Source organism: Desulfonatronospira thiodismutans ASO3-1 (assembly GCF_000174435.1).
Classification (GTDB): domain Bacteria; phylum Desulfobacterota; class Desulfovibrionia; order Desulfovibrionales; family Desulfonatronovibrionaceae; genus Desulfonatronospira; species Desulfonatronospira thiodismutans.
Map to the genome: position 1 here is coordinate 998,613 of NZ_ACJN02000003.1, position 17,256 is coordinate 1,015,868.

Genomic DNA, 17,256 nt, shown 5'->3' on the forward strand with positions numbered 1-17,256 from the left:
GGAAGTGCAGTCTTCAACCTGCCTTCATCTTACCTCATACCTAATAACAGATAACTGGGCTGGTATCTGTTTAGCGCTTTGCATGTGGCATGGGGACTGGCTCTTCCGGGACCCACTTGTCCCAAAAAATGAGATATTTTAAGCACAAAATGATGCTCAAGTGGGTCCCGGAGTGCCTGTCCCCTGCTTTCCTTAAAAGCGCTAAACAGATAACTGGGCTGCAGGCACATTCCGCGTTAGTGGTTTATTCCTGAAATCCTGTCAGAAAAAACAAGAAACTTAGACAGGATTAACAGGATTGACAGGATAAGCAATCAGCGGCCGGAAGCCGCAGATTACATTAGCCATCCGGCACTCACTTTCTTCCGGCATTCATGAGTACCGGACAGTACTCAGTAAAGCTTCCGGCCCATAGGGTCTACGCCCCGGTGGGATTACTCCTAAAAAGTGAGTGCCGGAGTGATTACCTTTTGGCCTGGCTTCCGCCTGTCCCGTTTAATTGCTCGCAGAGCAAGCCCGAAGGGCATTAAACTGGGAGCCAGGACAAAAATGGTTTTCTCTTAATCAATCTCTTAATCTATGCCTGCCACGCGTCTTTGGCGTGGTTAATCCTGTCAAATAGCTCTTTTCTTTATTGGGTTGCGGGCGTAGCCCGCTTTGGATATTGAAAAGGTTGACTTTATGCACAAAAAAAGCGTACTTTGCCTGATGCTACTTGTCCTGTCGCTGGGTTTTCTTTTTTCCTGCGGCGAGGACGAAACCCCGGTCAAGGTGAGCCTGGAAAAACGCGAGGAGATCTCCATCAGGCCCCAGGCCGCCGCACTGACTTATGCCTATCTTCCCCAGTACTCCCATACGGAATCCTTTCAGCGGCACAACCGTCTGGTGGAGTACCTGTCTCAGGAAACCGGGCTGTCCATCCGCCAGGTGTTTCCGGATACTTTCGACGATCATATAAATAAATTCGGCCAGGGAAAAATAGACATTTCCTTTTCCAACCCCTTTGTCTACGCCAAGCTGGCCGGTCGCTTCGGCGGAGAAGCCTTCACCCGCATTATTGAAGAGGACGGGAGGGCCGAGTTCCGGGGCAAGATTATAGCCCGCAGGGATAACCAGGAAATACAGACCTTAGAAGACTGCAAGGGCACCTCCTGGGTTGCAGTGGATCCTTCCTCTGCCGGGGGATACCTCTTTGTCCTGGGCCACTTTGTGGAACACGAAATAACCCTTGATGATTTTGCAGAAGTTGTATTTGCAGGAGGCAGGCAGGAAAACGTGATCCTCGGAGTTTATTCCGGGCTGCATGATATCGGTGCCATCCGGGAAGGCTCCCTGAGCGTGGTGGAAGACAAGATCGATACCCGTCAAATCAAAGTCATTGATCACAGCAGGTGGTATCCGGGGTGGGTCTACGCACACAGCCCAAGGCTTACAGATGAAACTGTTGCAAAAATTAAAGAGGCCATGCTCAAACTGGATTACGACGATCCCGAACATAGGGACATACTGGAAGCGGCGCGTTTCAAAGGTTTTGTCCCTTCAAGTGATGAGGATTTCGATCCCATCCGGGATCTTAGCAAAAAGGTAGGGCTGGAGCTTGACTGACAGGTTGAAGAGCTTTCTTTTCCGGCTCAGGTTCAGGACCAAGATCACCCTGGGCATGGCGGCCATGCTGATCTTAAGCTGCGTTATAATCGGGCTGACCCTGTCCAACATGGCCTCCACCGCCCTTCTGGAAGAGGGCAAAAAGCGGGGCAGCGCCCTTAGCTCCGGTCTGGCCTTCCGTCTGGCCGAACCCATACTGGCCACGGATTTCCTGCAGATGAAAAACCTCATCGACAACGTTCACACCCAGTATGAAGACGTGGTATACGTCTTCTTGATTGACACCGAGGGTAACGTCTTGTCCCATACCTTTACCGGAGGATTTCCCACCGACCTGCTCCAGGTGAATATGGACCCCTCAGACCCTCAGCCTCTGCTTTTGTCCACGGAAAAAGGCACCATATACGACTGCGCTTCTCCTGTCCTTCTCGGAGACAGGAACCTGGGCACGGTGCGGCTGGGTCTGTCCAGGGACCACCTGGAGATTCTAATCCAGCGCCAGCGCTGGACCGCTCTTCTGACCACCCTGGGGGTGCTCACCCTGGGCCTGGTGCTTTCATCCTGGTTCGCCACCACTGTCACCAGACGTCTGAACAAGCTGCGCTGGTCCGCTGAAGAGGTGGTACAGGGCAACCTGGACATCCAGACCAGCTCAGAGCCTCGCAGGCATTGCTGGGAAATAATGCAGTGCGGCAAACAGGAGTGCCCCGCCTACGCAGACACAAGACGGCGCTGCTGGTATATCCCGGAAACCCTGTGCGAGGACTGCCAGAACATAGGCCACAGGCAAAAGATTGAAAACTGCCGCAAATGCAGAGTATACAGACAACTGGTAGGCGATGAGATCCAGGACCTGTCCGAGGCCTTTGACGTCATGGCCCTGACTGTAAAAAATCACATCAACGAACTGATTGAGCGGGAAAAAACCATTGTCCAGCAGCAGGGGCTTCTCAAAACAATAATGAACGTCACCCCGGACTTTATCACCCTGCAGGACAGAAATCTCAAGTATCAGTTTGCCAGCAAGGCCTTTTGCGACTATTTCGATCTCAAAGAAGATGACATCCTGGGCAGGACGGACTTTGAAATCTTTCCGGAAGAACAGGCAGACAGCAACTACCACGAGGACCGCCAGATTCTGTCCACAGGCAGGCCCCTGTCCAAGGAGGTGACCCTGAGCAGAAAAGGGCGGGAAGTATGGATGCACGTACTCAAAGTCCCTGTTTACGACCAGGAAAAAAACATTATCGGACTGTTGCTCACCGCCCGGGATATAACCATGCTCAAGAAGTATCAGGAGCAGCTCATCCAGTCCCAGAAAATGGAGGACCTGGGTCGCCTGGCCGGAGGGGTGGCCCACGAGATCAACACCCCCCTGGGGATTATCCTGGGCTATACCCAGCTGCTTCTGGAAGAGGTGGAAAATGATGAGTGGGCAGAGGACTTAAAGACCATAGAAAAGCAGACCAAGATCTGCCGCAAAATAGTTGCCGACCTTCTGGGCTTTTCCAGATATTCACAGTCCACCTCCCAGCCTGTGGACATGAACAGGTCCCTGGAAGAAGTCATCAAGCTGGTGGAGCATGTCCTGTCCCTGAGCCATATAAGGATCTATAAATCTTTGGACCCCAATATTCCTCCTTTTGTCGGCGATCACGAACGCCTGAAGCAGGTCTGGCTCAACCTCATAAACAATGCTGCAGACGCCATAGGCCAGGACGGAGTTATATACGTCAAATCCAAGCTTTGCGCCCACAGGCAGAGAATCATAATCAGCATAGCTGATACCGGCGCAGGAATAGAAGAAGAGTCCCTGAGCAAGATCTTCGATCCCTTCTTCACCACCAAGAGCGTGGGCAAAGGCACCGGGCTTGGCCTGTCTGTGTCCTTCGGCATTATCAAGGACCATGGCGGGGATATATCGGCGCTTAGCCCCCCGCCTGTGGAATACCTGCCCCGGGATTTTCCCAGATCACCGAGTTACGGCCCGGGTACAGTATTTATCGTAGAGCTGCCCCTGGAAGGAAAAACCCTTGAAAAGGAGAACGAAGATGGCGGTCATTGCAGTACTTGACGACGTCCAGGACGCCACCATTCTGGTGCAGAGGATTCTTGGACGCAAAGGACATACAGTGCATCCCTTCACCGAGGAGGACGATTTTTTCGCCCATCTCAGGGAAAACCACGTGGACCTGGCCATACTGGACATCAAGCTCAAAAAGATGAGCGGGGTGGACGTTCTGGAAGAAGCCAAAAAGATAACTCCCGGTCTCAGGGTGCTCATGCTCACGGGATATCCCACCCTGGAAACCGCCCAGAGGGCTCTGCAGCTGGGAGCGGACGAGTACCTGGTCAAGCCCATAGACAAGCACGAACTCGAGGAAAAGGTGGCCCAGGTCCTGGCCGATGAGGCAAAGGGGCCGGGCTGATGTGGCTTACCCAGCTCCTTGGCTACTGGTCCAGGCAGGTCTTTGCCCCCGGGGCCCAGCTACGCCGAAAATACCAGTACTTCAGGGACCTGCTGGCCCAGGACAGGCACTGCCTGGAAAAAATGGCCGAAATCGAGGAAATCCATTACCGCGGCCTGCACTGTGATTATGCCCGGGTGGCCAGGCTGTGCAGAGAGCTCCTGCGGGACGTGGACATGCTGGTCAAGAGCCTGGTGGCCCTGAATCCGCTTCGCTACAGGGTGCTCAAGGATTACAAAAAAAAAGTCTCCTTTTACGTGGAGCTTGCTCTCGACGTGCAGTCAGGCCCGGATGAGCGCCCCTGGTTTCTAAACCTGGACTCACCGCACGCCAGCCAGGAGCTTCTGGGAGGCAAGGCCCACAACCTGGCCCTGATCAGCAAAAAAGGCTTTCCTGTTCCCCGGGGCTTTTGCATCACCACCCGGGCCTTCAATCACTTTTTAAACGCAAACAATCTGCGCCCCCGCATAAACGAAATCCTGGGGAACATCTGCCTGGACTCGGCAGACCTGGAAGAATACTCCAGGCAGCTGCAACAGCTTGTCCTGGATGCAGAAATCCCCCAGGACCTGTACCTGGCCCTCCAGGACAGGCTCCAGGAAATGCCTCAAGGAAGACTGGCCTTTCGTTCCAGCGCCTTTGGAGAGGACAGTGAGCTAAGCTTCGCCGGGCAGTACGAAAGCCTTTTAAACGTGGACCGTGAAAACTGGGTCCAGGCCTACAAGGAAGTCCTGGCCGGAAAATACTCCCCCCGGGCCTTGAGCTACCGCATAAGAGCCGGTTTCCCCGACGAGCTCCTGTCCATGGCCGTGCTGGTGCTGGAAATGCTGCCGGCCCGGGAAAGCGGGGTGATCTACACCTCAGATGTGAATCATCCAGAACATATGGGCATCTACACTGTTTCCGGGCTGGGAGACAAGCTGGTGGGCGGGGAAGCCAGGGCCAGGGAATATTTCCTGGAAAAAGACAAAGAGCCTGCCCCCTCCAGTGATCATCCAGCCTATCTGCCAGACCTGCACCGCTTTGCCCTGGAGCTTGAAAATTATTTTGAATTTCCCCAGGACATCGAGTGGGTAGCAGACCAGCAGGACCGAGTCATCCTGGTCCAGACCCGTCCTTTTCACAGTGCCAGCGAAGGGCAAAAAGGTTTGGAACCTGACCTGCCGGTCTTGTGCAAAGGCCAGTGGGCCTCTCCGGGCATGGCCCAGGGCCCGGTTTTCAGGCTGCGCTCCCGGGAGAACATTTCCCAGATTCCCAAAGATGTCATCGTAGTTACTCCAGGCCTCTATCCGGAACTGACAGCGGTTCTGGACAGGATAAGCGCAATTATAGCCCTGGAAGGCAGTGCGGCCAGTCACCTGGCCACTATAGCCAGGGAAGAGGCAGTCCCGGCGGTTATCAATGTGGATAAAGACATGCCGCAGTGGGAAGACGGCCTCTGGGTTACAGTGGACGGTTATCGCGGCACTGTACACGAGGGACGGTCCCAGGCTGCACAGTCAGCTCCCACCCAGAGGCAGACCTGGATGGGCGAAAAGATGCGCTCAGTGCTTAAAAGCATCTCCACCCTGAACCTGAAAGACGCCCAGTCAGAAGATTTTATCCCCCAGAACTGCCGCTCCGTGCATGATATCATCAGGTTCACCCATGAAATGGGGGTCCGCGAAATGTTCTCCCTGTCCGGGTCCAGGGGCAAAGGCCTGGGCAGCTCCAGAATCCTTGAGCTGGAGATTCCTATGTCCTTTCGTGTCCTGGACCTGGAAGAGGGGCTGCACCCTTCAGCGGAAAAACAGGAGCGCATCACCCTGGACCAGGTGGCCAGCAAACCCTTTCAGGCACTGTTTCAGGGCTTGACCTGGAAAAGCATCAAGTGGGATCACAGCACCTGGCATTTCGACTGGCAGGAATTCGACCGAATGAGCGCAGGCATCTTCGACCCGGCCAAGTCCGCTGCCCTCAGCAGCTATGCCCTGGTGGCCAGGGATTACATGCATGCCCAGATCCGCTTTGGTTACCATTTTGCAGTGGTGGACTCCCTCATGAGTTCTAACAGGGATCAGAACTACGCCCAGTTCAGCTTCAAGGGAGGAGGAGCCCGCGAAGAGCAGAAGATATTAAGGCTTGAGGCAATCAAAATCGTCCTGGAACAATTCGGCTTTACCTGCTTTATCAAGGGAGATATGCTGAGCGCTGAAACAGCCCGCGAGGACGAGCAGGCTATCTGGCGGTCCATGCTGGTACTGGGCTACCTCCTGGGCAGGACCAGGCTTCTGGACATGAGCATGCACAGGCTGGATGTAAACGACCTGGCCAGGCAAATAATAGAGGAAATCGATGCAGCTTTGGCCCTTTAGAAAAAAACAAAAAAAAAGCAGCTTGGTAAGCTGGGTTACGCCCTACCTGGCGGTAGGCCCTGCACCCATGTCCCACGCCCACCTGCAGCATCTGAAGCAGGCCGGGATTGACGCCATCCTGAACCTGTGCGCCGAGTTCCCGGACCTGCCGGAAATCGAACGCCGGGCCGGCTTTGATGTTTACTACCTGCCTGTGGAGGACGAGGAAACCCCGGACATGGAAACCATGGACAACGCCCTGGAATGGATGGACGAATCCATTTACTTAGGCAAAAAAGTCCTGGTACACTGCCGCCACGGCATCGGCCGCACCGGCACCCTCACCGCGGCTTACCTCCTGCGCAAGGGCCTGACTTCCAGAAAGGTAAACAAACTGCTAAATCCCCTGCGCTCCCAGCCGGCCAACTACAATCAGTGGAGCCTGCTCAGGCAGTACGGGCGTCTCCAGGGCCGGCTACAGATCCGTGAGCCCAGCCTGGAACAAAAAAACATTGTGGATCTCACCCCTTTCTTCAAGGACCTGGAGGTCCTGCTAAACAGAGTCGAGATAAACCTGGAGGGGAGGCGTCTGTGCGGCAGAGAACATATCCTGTGCTGCTCACTGGACGTCCGGGTGAGCTTAGTGGAGGCGGTTTACATCTCCCACAAGATAAACACCGTTTTAACCCGGGAAAGCAGGCAGGAGCTCATCCGCAAGGCCTGTGGAACCAACGGGACCGGAGAGGGAGATGAGCCCCTGGAATGTTCCCTGTGCCCCCTGAACCAGAACCGCAAGTGCTCTTTCTTCCACCACCGCCCCCTGGCCTGCCGCCTCTTCGATTACAGCGACCTGGGATCAAAAGAATATGCTGATATAATGGATCAGGTAGGCCAGCTCTCCCGCAACCTTTTTCTGGCCTTTGGAGGACAGTTTCTGCAGCAGGACATAAATTTTGACTTGACCCGGGTCATCTCCGGAAAGTATGTCCAGGACTTTTTCCATATCCTCATGCAATGTGCTGAGGGAAACAACCGGATTTCACCTGAAAAAGAGCTCTGAACACACAAGACAAAGTATTGCCGTAAATGACCCTGGACACCCTGCACACCTCGGCCATGCTCTTTTTGAGCATTGTTTTCGAGTCCGCCCCGTTTATTCTCCTGGGAGCGCTCTTTTCCTCTCTGGTACTGGTATTTATCCCCGCGGACTTCTTCAGAAGAAAGCTGCCCCGAAACCCGGTACTTTCCCTGCCTCCGGCCCTGGCCCTGAGCGCGGTTTTTCCGGTGTGCGAGTGCGCCATAATCCCCGTGGTGCGCGGACTGGTGCGCAAGGGCATGCCCATAAGTGCAGGCACAGTGTTCCTCGTGGCCGCCCCCATTTTAAACCCGGTGGTCCTGGCCTCTACATTTTATGCCTTCAGGTTCAACCTGGACGTAGTTGTGCTCAGGTTTGTCCTGGCTGCTGCGGCAGCCCTTATTGTGGGCTTTATTGTCTACCTGGCCTTAGAATCAGGCGGCCGTCGCCCCTTTGCCAGGGATCTCCCCATGGCTGGAGAGACACACTCCAGGCCCTCTTTCTTCAGTCCCGGCACCTGGAAAAGGGTGCTGGATCACAGCATTGACGAATTTTTCACCATCGGCAAATATTTCATCCTGGGGGCCGGGGTGGCCTCGCTTTTTCAAACCTATATGAGCCAGCAGGCGGTCATGGCCTTTACCGAATCCGCTTTTATCGCCCCCATGGTCATGATGCTCCTGGGATACGTGCTCTCGCTTTGCTCCACTGCGGATGCCTTTGTGGCCGCATCCTTCGCCGGCACCTTCACTCCCATGTCCATCGTGGCATTCCTGGTGTTCGGACCCATGCTGGACATTAAAAACACGGCCATGCTCCTGGGATACTTTCCCCTGCGCTTCGTTATTTTATTCATTGCCGCGGCAGCCGCCACTGTTTATACACTGGTTGTAACCATGCAGTTTCTGTTGTAAAAATAAGCCATGCTCAAGACAATAATCCTTTTCGCCCTGGCCATCCTGCAGGTCAAACTCATATATACCGGGGACATCCTGTACTACCTGTCCCCCAAGATGCTGCCCTTTTTCTACTTCTCCACCACTGTATTTCTGCTGCTGGCGGCTTACAGGGCCATGCTCATCCTGGCGGAATCAAGCGGTCTGGAAACCACCTCCCAGGCCTGCGACTGCTGCGCCCACGACGAGGATGCCTCGAAGTTTTCCAGGACCGCCATGTATATCCTCTTCTGCCTGCCCCTTTTGACCGGCTTTCTGGTCCCGCCCAAGCTTTTGGACAGCTCTCTGGTGGACAAAAAAGGCATAATCTACCGGGAAGTTGCCTCAACCCCTTCTGATCAGCTCCCTTCAGAGACAAGGCAGCAGTACACGGATCAGCCGGGGGAAATTGACCATGAATGGTGGGAAGAATACGAGTTTGAAACTCAAGAGCAAAACGTGCAGGAGGAAGAACAGCAGGCCCTGCGCGACGAACTGGGCATCTGGTACGATGAGGACTACTATAGGGACCTGGCTGACAGGCTCATTGATGGTGATAAAATCGTGGTCAGCGATTCAGGGCACCTGGATGTCATGCTGGTCATCGCCGCTTACCAGGAAGAATTCCAGGGCCGGGAAATAGAACTTACCGGATTTGTCTACCGCGACGATCACATGAGCAGGGACGAAGTCGCCCTGACCAGGACAGCCATTACCTGCTGTCTGGCGGATGCGACATTCTACGGCACCCTGATCCGCGGTGAAGACCTGCACCGCCTGGAACGCGACCAGTGGATAACCGTAAAAGGCGAAATCGACCTGGCCCGGGTCCAGGGACAAAACATGATCATGATCAACGCCAGGCAGGTCCAGGAGATCGACCCGCCGGATTCACCCTACGTCTACCCTTATCTCTATCAACAATACAACCCGGAGGCGCAGTGAAAAAACACAGGGCAAGGAAACATCCTGACCATAAACCGCCCGTAACCATTCAGTGGGTGCCAGTAATCACCAGCGAAAGTAGACGTCAGGCGTACTCCCCAACCGTGTGCGGCGAAGCCGCCCGTGTGCAGCCCACGGCTGCCAGTGCCAAAAAATCTTCTCCGGCACGGGAAGCCTACAGGCTTCACACCCGACTAAAATACGCTTTGCTGTCCTACGGAATTTTAGCGGGCAGGCAGGTGCTCCGCACACACGGTTTTGAAGAATAAAGAGCCCAGACAGCATGTCAGGCAAGAAACTCTGCATGACAGGCTCCACTCTTAACCGTGCGCGGCGAAGCCGCCCATGTGCAGCCCACGGCTGCCAGTGCCAAAAAATCTTCTTAGGCACGGGAAGCCTACAGGCTTCACACCCGACTAAAATACGCTTTGCTGTCCTGCGGAATTTTAGCGGGCAGGCAGGTGCTCCGCACACACGGTTTTGAAGAATAAAGAGCCCAGACAGCATGTCAGGCAAGAAACTCTGCATGACAGGCACCACTCTTAACCGTGCGCGGCGAAGCCGCCCGTGTGCAGCCCACGGCTGCCAGTGCCAAAAAATCTTCATCTTCCCCATGCCCCATGCTACTCTCCCTCAATCCCTCAATACCTCAATTCCTCAATTTATACCCCCAAAATCCACAAGAAAAAAATCAGACCTGCGGCTGTCGAAGCCCCTGCGGTCCGTGAGGATCACTTCCGCCTGCAGCCCGGATTTCTTCAGCCCCACTTCCTTGCTCAGGCTGAATACGGTTTTGCCCCAGGAGGTAATCAGGCATGAATGTCCGGCCAGGTCCCCCAGTTCGGAAGCCCCTGTACCGTTGCACCCCAGAACGTAACACTGGTTCTCGATGGCCCTGGCCTTTAAAAGGGCCTGCCAGTGCTCCACCCTGGCCATGGGCCACTGAGACGTGAGTATAAAAAGATCCGGCTCGAATTCGTGCTGGTACAGAAAAAGCTCAGGATAGCGCAGATCATGGCAGATACCGAAACCAATTTTTATGCCTTTCCATTCAAAGCACTGCGGTGCATGCCGCCCCGGTTCAAAGTGCATATTCTCCTTGCCCGGCTTAAACAGGTGCAGTTTCTGGTATGGCGAACACTTTTCCCCGTCCGGAGTGAAAAGCTCAAAGGCGTTGTATATCCTTCCATCCTTTTCCTCCCAGAAGCTCCCGGCCAGGACATTCTCCGTTCTGGATGCGAACTCGCTCATTATCTGCCTGACCTCCAGATTCATCTCCAGGCAGCGGTCCCTTTGCAAATAATCAAATCCGCCCATGAACAGTTCAGGAAACACCCAGAGACAGGGACCCTGCTGCCTTTCAATCAGGTCCAGCCAGGGCAGGATATCATTTACCCGGCGCATCACCCGGGTCTGGCAAACTCCGACAGCTACTGCCTCCATTTATACCTCTTCCTTGATGTGCATGCCTTGCAGCATCTCTTTATCCATTGCATACAAAATATCCAGAAATCCTGTCTGCAGGCTTCCCGGACCACTGGCTTCCTGGACGGCCCTTTCCCCGGCCAGGCCCATGACCGCCATGCCCATAGCCGCAGCCTGCAAAAAATCCTTTTCCACGGCAGAAAATGCCGCCACCAGACAGGTGCTGCAGCATCCCATCCCGGTAACCCTGGTCATCATGGGGTGGCCGTTATTGACTGTCAGGACCTTATCCCTGGAAACCACCAGGTCCTTCTCCCCGCTGACGCAGACTACGCATTCATAACGACTGGAAAGTTCCCTGGCCGCTTCCAGGGCCAGGGCAGATCCATGCAGGCTGTCCACCCCCCTGGGCTTGTCCCCGGAGCCCCCCAGGGCCATGATCTCCGAGGCATTGCCCCGCAGAATACTTACCCAGCCCTTTTTCAAAAACTCCATGGGAGCATCCACACGCAGCTTGCTGGCCCCGGCCCCCACAGGATCCAGCACCACCGGGACACCCAGCTTTACCGCCCTGGATGCACCCAGGCGCATGGCCTGGACCTGGTTCATACATGGCGTGCCCATGTTTAAAACCAGTGCAGAACCAAGAGATGTCAGCTCCTCCACTTCGTGCTCCGACCTGGTCATGGCCGGGGATGCCCCCAGGGCCAGAAGCGCATTGGCCGTAATACTGGTCACCACTATATTAGTCAGGTTGAGCACCAGTGGCCTTTTCTCCCTGATTTCCTCCAGCCTTTCCCAGACCTTTTCAGATGTAATCATTTCCATTCCCCCAGACTTTCCCTAGTTCTTGCCCAGCCCTCTCTCCTCTTTTATCTCCCGCTCGCTCACCCCAACTTGACCTTACTCTCTCTTCCCCATGTTCACCCCGTGAAACATTTATCCTGTGTAAATGTACAGCAGTACGAGCGTCAGCGGATTTCACCGGGAGTCCAAAGGACTCCCTGTCGTAGACAGGGGTTTCACCGGGGCCCCATGCTCCCTGCCCCATGCCCCATGCTCTATGCTCTATGCCCCATTCCCCGAATCCCCCAATTCCCCATTACATACTCAACCTCCTCGCCCTATCGACTACGATACTCTTCATAAGGGGTTCGTGCTCCAGGGAGCTCAATACTTCAAAACTGACCCGTGGAAACTTTTCACCTATCAACCGCACACGTTCCGGGATATCCTTTTCCACGTGGCTGCCGTCCAGAAGAAAGTAGGGAAAAACCACTATCTTTTCAATTCCCTCCCGGCAGAGCTTCTGCACCACATCTTCCAGACCCGGATCCGCCAGGGAAAAAAAGGCACCGAAAATGTTCTTCTCTCCGCTCTCCTGACCCGCTTTCTCCACCATCTCCAGAAATGCCTGGTTGGCCCTGAAGTTGCGGCTGCCGTGAGCCAGTACAATAAGCGCCTGTGCCGACATCTATCAACCTCCTGGTTATCCGAACAGAAAAAACCGCAAACTCCTGCTTGCCATTTCACCTCAAAAATGTAAATCTGTGCCCATTAAAAATATTTGTTGAATCCTTACAGCTTTTAGCATATTCTAAGAGCTAAAGGGGCCAGCTGATATTTTTATCGTATTTTTCTGCAATATTCTGCTAACTCTTGAGAAAAATTTAACAATAAACCCCCAAGGAGGACATCTATGGCAGATGCAGCTCTAAAATTGGGAGCAGAGCCCAAAGAAACCTTTCTGGACAAGGTTAGAGACCTGTTGCCTGAACAGGGGCACTTAAACCTTTGTCTAACATGTGGAGCCTGCTCTTCCGGCTGCCCGGCCACCGGGCTGGAAGGAATGGATCCCAGGAAGTTCCTGCGCATGGCAGCCCTGGGCATGGATGAAGAAGTAACCTCCACCCCCTGGGTCTGGATGTGCACCATGTGCACCAGGTGTGTTCATGCATGTCCCATGCAGATCAATATCCCCCAGCTTGTTTTCCAGGCCCGCAAAACCTGGCCCGAGGAAAAAAAGCCAAGGGGAATCGTGCAATCCTGTAAAGCGGCCATGATCGACGATGCCACCAGTTCCATGGGAGCAACCTCAGAAGATTTCGTCGAGGCCGTGGAAGAAACCCTGGAGCAGGTCCGCAGTCAGCAGCGCGGATACAAGGACCTGCAGGTCACTTTTGACCGTAAGGGGGCCAAGTATTTTCTCAACCAGAACTCCCGCGAGCCCATGACAGAACCCGACGAAATGGTTCCCTTATGGAAAATCATGCACGAGGCAGGGGCAGACTGGACTTATGGCCGAGCCGGCTGGGCCGCGGAAAACTACTGTATGTTCGCAGCCAACGATGCTGAGTGGGAAAAAATTGTTCGCATAAAGGCCGAGGCCGTAGACGCCCTGGGCTGTGAATACTGGCTCAACACGGAGTGAGGGCATGAACTCTACGCAGTCCGGTTCGGACTGGAAAAGTTCAACATTCCTCACAAATTCAAAATCGAATCCATAATCCGGCTCTATGCCGACTGGGTCAGGGAAGGCAGGATCAAGCTTTCCTCGGACTGGAACAAGGACCTCAAGATCAAGTTCACAGTACAGGACCCCTGCAACATGGTGCGCAAAACCTTCGGCGACTCCATTGCCGATGATATGCGTTACGTGCTCAAGGCCTGCGTGGGCGAAGAAAACTTCGTGGACACCTGGCCCAACAAATCCAACAACTTCTGCTGCGGCGGAGGCGGTGGATTCCTTCAAGCTGGTCTGAAGTCAGCCCGTCAGAGCTACGGCAAGGTCAAACACGACCAGATCATGGAAACCGGGGCTAAATATGTGATTACACCATGTCACAACTGCCACTCCCAGGTACACGACCTCTCCCACCACTTTGAAGGAGGCTACGAATGTGTTCACCTGTGGACAGTCATGGCCCTGTCCATGGGCATCCTCGGTCCTGATGAAAGGGCTTACCTGGATGCCAGCCTGAGCGAATGCGGCATAAACGAATGTTCTCTGCCGCCAGACGAATAATATGCGCTGCACCTGATTATTTCGCAGCAATTAAATCAGTAACGGCCTGTGCGAACTGTGCAGGCCGTTACTTTTCAAAATGATCAAAGCCCTTGAGGCCAAGCTCCCTGTCCTGCAGGAATATACCCGGCTTATCCGTAACTGTTCCCAGCCTTCTGCAGTCCAGAATCTTTTTTTTGACCGTATCCCACCCCTTACGTGTACACGCTCCCAGCAGGGCGTAATCCTCCCCTCCCTTGAGCGCCGTGGCCAGAGGATCAAGGCCTCTGTCCCGGCAGAAAAATGCAACCTCAGGATGAACCCTGAAATCCGAACAAATCTCCACCCCGGTTCCCCGCCTGCAGAACCTGGGCAGGTCCCGGGCCAGGCCGTCGGAGACGTCCATAAGACCCTTGACCTCCTCTATCCCGGCCAATACCTGCCCCTCGCGCACCAGGGGCCTGGGTCTCAGGTGTTGAGCCACGCATTCCGGATACCTGTCCAGTCCGGGATCGTTTTCCTCCAGCAGACTGAGCCCGCATGCCGCCAGGCCTGCCTTGCCCACGACAAAAAGTACGTCCCCGGGCTCTGCTTTACCTCTTAGCATCTGTCTGGCAGGGCTTTTTCCCCAGATGCACACGGCAAGACCCAGGGATTTGCCGAAGCTCAAGTCCCCTCCGGTGAGGGCCAGCTTGAACTTTGCCCCCAGCTCAGCCATTGAAGACAGCATGCTTCTGCAGAATTCCTCGTCCAGGTATACCGGCCAGATGAGATTGAGGTTGAAGCCCAGGGGCCTGGCCCCGCCCGCCGCCAGGTCGCTTAAGTTCACCGCCAGGGCCTTGTGCCCGATGTCTTCCGGGGTGAAATACCTGGTTCTGAAGTGTACGTCCTCCAGGAAGAGATCACTGCTCATGCACAGGCTTGCAGGACACTTGAGAACTGCACAGTCGTCACCCCTGCCCACCACCATGTGCGGATGCTCCCTGGGGAAAAGGCTGTTGACTATTTCCAGAAAATGATCTTCGGATTTAAGCATAAGCAATGGTTGGTTTATGGATTATTTGGATTATTCGTAACTATTGAGCACCTGCGGACGAAAAGCCAGGGGCCGAATTTCCGGACCACTAAAGGTCATAATCATTAAGGTGAACAGTTACGATTATTCTTCAAAATTCAGGTAGTCACCGCTTATGGTCTTGAGCCCCACCCCGGGGAAATTGACCTTGTACTTGTTGGGCGGCAGGGCCTGGACCACCTTGCCCCGGCCGAAGACCTTGTGCCGGCAGTACCCCCCGGCCGGCACAGCTGACGTCTGACTGCGCCTGCTGGACCGGGGGCTTACCTCCCCCGGCAGCGGCCCATCACCTTGCGGATTCTTTTTTTCCCCGGAGAAAATTCCGGCCTGCTCTTTCACCTTGCTGTACAAAGACGTATCGATTTCCCGCACAAAGGGACTGGGCCAGACCCGCTGGTTGAAGCCGGTGCTTCGCTGGTAGATGCTCTGAGGCACAAAAAGTCCTAAGTAATCCCTGGCCCGGGTGCAGGCCACGTATAAAAGCCTTTGCTCCTCGTCCATGTCATCCGGGTCCTGCATGGCCCGCCTGGAGGGGAAGCGCTCCTCCACCAGGTCGATTAAAAGCACCGCAGACCATTCCAGCCCTTTGGCCGAATGAATTGTGGACAGTACCAGGGCGTCTTCCCTGGCCTGCATCCCCACCGGGTCGGAATTTTCCAGGACCATGTCCGCCAGAAAGGCTTCCAGATGATTGTAGGCAGAGGTTATCTGCTCCAGCTGCTCCAGACCGCTTAGCCGCCTGGGCAGGTCCTCCATGTGCTTTTCCTCCAGGAAGGGTCGATAAAAATCCAGCACCTCCGTCAAAAAACTGGAAGGACTGGCCGGCAGGTTCTTCTGCCTGCGCAGAAGCTCCATGAGTCCGGCGAACTGCTCGTTTTTGGTCTCGAACTTTTTCAGCTCCGAACCATCCCCTGAGGTCAAAGAGGTGCAGTAGGCCTGGTACAGGCGCTGGGCGGTCTTGGGACCCACCCCCTTCAAAAGCCCCAGCCCCCTCTTCCAGGCCAGAATCTCCGGAGGGTCCTGGACCATGCGCATCAGGGACAAGACATCCTTGATGTGCGCCGCCTCAGAAAATTTCATGCCCCCGAATTTCTGGTAGCCGATGGAAGCCTTGTTCAGCTCCACCTCCAGGGGATAGGCATGGTACGCCGCCCGGAAAAGAACAGCTATATCGTGCAGGGGGTATCTGCTGCTGAGCTCCTCCACCCGGGAAAGAACAGCCCCGGCCTGGGCCATGTCGCTTGACGGGGTGATGAGCTCCGGCCTGGCCCCGTCGGTACGTGTGGAAAAGAGATTTTTTTCGTATTTCTGGCCCATGCTGGACAGAATGCAGTTGGTGAGACTGAGCACCGGCTGGGTGGAGCGGTAGTTCTGCTCCAGCTTGATCACCCTGGCCCCGGGAAAGGTGCCCGGAAAATCCAGGATATTGCCCACGTCCGCCCCGCGGAAGCCGTAGATGGACTGGGCGTCGTCCCCCACAACCATTATATTGCCCTGATCCGAGGCGATGAGCCTGGCCAGCCTGGCCTGGACCAGGTTGGTGTCCTGGTACTCGTCCACCATGACGTAGCCGTACACACTGCGCACGTATTCCAGGACCTCTGGATTGTCCGTGAGGAGCCTTTCCAGGAAAAAAAGCAGGTCATCAAAATCCAGCAGGGCCTGCTTCTGTTTCTCCAGTAAATAGGCTTCTTCCAGCTTTTTGAAGTCTTCCAGATAGTCGTGCAGATGGGCTGCCTCGGATTCGATAATGCTTTGCAGGGATACTTCCTTGTTGCGGGCCTTGCTTAGATAAGAAAGGATTGTGCGGTTGCGGGGAAAGGATTTGTCCCCCTGTCCTACTTTCAGCTCATTGCGCACGCCCTTGAAAAGCTCCTCAGCGTCAGCGGCATCCATCACCGAGAACCCCTGGGGAAATCCCAGGGCCGGGGCGAACTTCTTCAGGATCATATAGCTGAACCCGTGAAAAGTCCCCCCGCTGACCATGCCCATCTCCCGGTTCAAAAGCTCTCCGGCGCGCCGCAGCATCTGGGAGGCGGCCTTGCGGGTGAAGGTTAGAAGCAGGATGCTCTCGGGAGGCACTCCCTGCTCAACAAGATATGCCAGGCGGTAAACAATGGTCCGGGTCTTGCCGCTGCCGGCACCGGCAATAACCAGCACCGGACCCCGGGTAGTGGTCACCGCCTCCAGCTGCGCCGGGTTCAGACTTTTTTCATAATCTATCATGGCTTACATTACATTTGAAATTTAGAGTAGATTGTCTTTATTCCCAGAGAACTGAAACTTGCGGGTACTGATGAATGAGAGGATCTTTTGAAACCAGAACAAGAGATTCGCATAAGGATTGAGCAATCAATAGACGGTCGAAAGGATCCTTGTGCAGCGGATCCA

The 17,256-nt window shown here is 54.8% G+C and carries 13 protein-coding genes; 8 read left to right on the forward strand and 5 right to left on the reverse strand.

The genetic code is table 11. From position 1 onward, the window contains the following. Positions 1-681 precede the first annotated feature (681 nt). Genes DTHIO_RS16560 through DTHIO_RS16590 form a run of 7 tightly spaced genes read left to right on the forward strand, consistent with a single transcriptional unit; the run spans position 682 to position 9,361 of the window. On the forward strand, positions 682-1,605 hold the full coding sequence (locus DTHIO_RS16560) for a phosphate/phosphite/phosphonate ABC transporter substrate-binding protein (protein ID WP_008871411.1): 924 nt from the start codon (positions 682-684) through the stop codon (positions 1,603-1,605). After that, a complete protein-coding gene (locus DTHIO_RS16565) occupies positions 1,598-3,679 on the forward strand; it encodes a two-component system sensor histidine kinase NtrB (protein ID WP_008871412.1) in 2,082 nt (693 codons plus the stop codon). The genes DTHIO_RS16560 and DTHIO_RS16565 overlap by 8 nt, the downstream gene beginning before the upstream one ends. Further along, positions 3,657-4,034 carry a response regulator gene (locus DTHIO_RS16570; RefSeq protein WP_008871413.1) on the forward strand — a complete coding sequence of 126 codons (378 nt, stop codon included), beginning with the start codon at positions 3,657-3,659 and terminating at the stop codon, positions 4,032-4,034. Before DTHIO_RS16565 ends, DTHIO_RS16570 begins: the two co-directional genes overlap by 23 nt. After that, complete coding sequence (locus DTHIO_RS16575; RefSeq protein WP_008871414.1) at positions 4,034-6,427, forward strand: PEP/pyruvate-binding domain-containing protein; 2,394 nt, start codon at positions 4,034-4,036, stop codon at positions 6,425-6,427. The genes DTHIO_RS16570 and DTHIO_RS16575 overlap by 1 nt, the downstream gene beginning before the upstream one ends. After that, positions 6,408-7,466 (forward strand): protein-tyrosine phosphatase family protein, encoded by a 1,059-nt coding sequence (locus DTHIO_RS16580; RefSeq protein ID WP_008871415.1) that lies wholly within the window; start codon positions 6,408-6,410, stop codon positions 7,464-7,466. The genes DTHIO_RS16575 and DTHIO_RS16580 overlap by 20 nt, the downstream gene beginning before the upstream one ends. Before the next feature lie 26 nt (positions 7,467-7,492). Continuing rightward, positions 7,493-8,395, forward strand: coding sequence for a permease (locus DTHIO_RS16585; RefSeq protein WP_008871416.1), 903 nt, complete (start codon positions 7,493-7,495; stop codon positions 8,393-8,395). Between the two features lie 9 nt (positions 8,396-8,404). After that, the gene (locus DTHIO_RS16590) at positions 8,405-9,361 is read left to right on the forward strand and encodes a TIGR03943 family putative permease subunit (protein ID WP_008871417.1); all 957 of its coding nucleotides are present in this window, start codon (positions 8,405-8,407) and stop codon (positions 9,359-9,361) included. A gap of 657 nt (positions 9,362-10,018) precedes the next feature. Here DTHIO_RS16590 and DTHIO_RS16600 read toward each other — a convergent pair. From DTHIO_RS16600 to DTHIO_RS16615, 3 genes are all read right to left on the reverse strand, one after another. Continuing rightward, the gene (locus DTHIO_RS16600; protein ID WP_008871419.1) at positions 10,019-10,804 is read right to left on the reverse strand and encodes a nitrilase-related carbon-nitrogen hydrolase; all 786 of its coding nucleotides are present in this window, start codon (positions 10,802-10,804) and stop codon (positions 10,019-10,021) included. Beyond that, positions 10,805-11,608, reverse strand: a complete 804-nt coding sequence (thiM, locus tag DTHIO_RS16605; protein ID WP_008871420.1) for a hydroxyethylthiazole kinase — start codon at positions 11,606-11,608, stop codon at positions 10,805-10,807. Between the two features lie 280 nt (positions 11,609-11,888). Continuing rightward, positions 11,889-12,260 carry a sirohydrochlorin chelatase gene (locus DTHIO_RS16615; protein WP_008871421.1) on the reverse strand — a complete coding sequence of 124 codons (372 nt, stop codon included), beginning with the start codon at positions 12,258-12,260 and terminating at the stop codon, positions 11,889-11,891. Positions 12,261-12,485: 225 nt separating this feature from the next. On the opposite strand from DTHIO_RS16615, the gene DTHIO_RS20655 reads away from it, so the two are divergent. Next, positions 12,486-13,811 (forward strand): (Fe-S)-binding protein, encoded by a 1,326-nt coding sequence (locus tag DTHIO_RS20655; protein ID WP_008871422.1) that lies wholly within the window; start codon positions 12,486-12,488, stop codon positions 13,809-13,811. Between the two features lie 67 nt (positions 13,812-13,878). Here the strand turns inward: DTHIO_RS20655 and thiL are convergent, their stop codons facing one another. Next, positions 13,879-14,826, reverse strand: coding sequence for a thiamine-phosphate kinase (gene thiL, locus DTHIO_RS16630; protein WP_008871423.1), 948 nt, complete (start codon positions 14,824-14,826; stop codon positions 13,879-13,881). Positions 14,827-14,949: 123 nt separating this feature from the next. Further along, positions 14,950-17,091 (reverse strand): ATP-dependent helicase, encoded by a 2,142-nt coding sequence (locus DTHIO_RS16635; RefSeq protein WP_008871424.1) that lies wholly within the window; start codon positions 17,089-17,091, stop codon positions 14,950-14,952. Positions 17,092-17,256 lie beyond the last annotated feature (165 nt).

What these genes read in the sequence shown, in the direction of transcription:
- DTHIO_RS16560 (WP_008871411.1), top strand. Translation starts at nt 682, where the DNA reads ATGCACAAAAAAAGCGTACTTTGCCTGATGCTACTTGTCCTGTCGCTG.
- DTHIO_RS16570 (WP_008871413.1), top strand. Translation starts at nt 3,657, where the DNA reads ATGGCGGTCATTGCAGTACTTGACGACGTCCAGGACGCCACCATTCTG.
- DTHIO_RS16575 (WP_008871414.1), top strand. Translation starts at nt 4,034, where the DNA reads ATGTGGCTTACCCAGCTCCTTGGCTACTGGTCCAGGCAGGTCTTTGCC.
- DTHIO_RS16580 (WP_008871415.1), top strand. Translation starts at nt 6,408, where the DNA reads ATGCAGCTTTGGCCCTTTAGAAAAAAACAAAAAAAAAGCAGCTTGGTA.
- DTHIO_RS16585 (WP_008871416.1), top strand. Translation starts at nt 7,493, where the DNA reads ATGACCCTGGACACCCTGCACACCTCGGCCATGCTCTTTTTGAGCATT.
- DTHIO_RS16590 (WP_008871417.1), top strand. Translation starts at nt 8,405, where the DNA reads ATGCTCAAGACAATAATCCTTTTCGCCCTGGCCATCCTGCAGGTCAAA.
- DTHIO_RS16600 (WP_008871419.1), bottom strand. Translation starts at nt 10,804, where the DNA reads ATGGAGGCAGTAGCTGTCGGAGTTTGCCAGACCCGGGTGATGCGCCGG.
- thiM (WP_008871420.1), bottom strand. Translation starts at nt 11,608, where the DNA reads ATGATTACATCTGAAAAGGTCTGGGAAAGGCTGGAGGAAATCAGGGAG.
- DTHIO_RS16615 (WP_008871421.1), bottom strand. Translation starts at nt 12,260, where the DNA reads ATGTCGGCACAGGCGCTTATTGTACTGGCTCACGGCAGCCGCAACTTC.
- thiL (WP_008871423.1), bottom strand. Translation starts at nt 14,826, where the DNA reads ATGCTTAAATCCGAAGATCATTTTCTGGAAATAGTCAACAGCCTTTTC.
- DTHIO_RS16635 (WP_008871424.1), bottom strand. Translation starts at nt 17,091, where the DNA reads ATGATAGATTATGAAAAAAGTCTGAACCCGGCGCAGCTGGAGGCGGTG.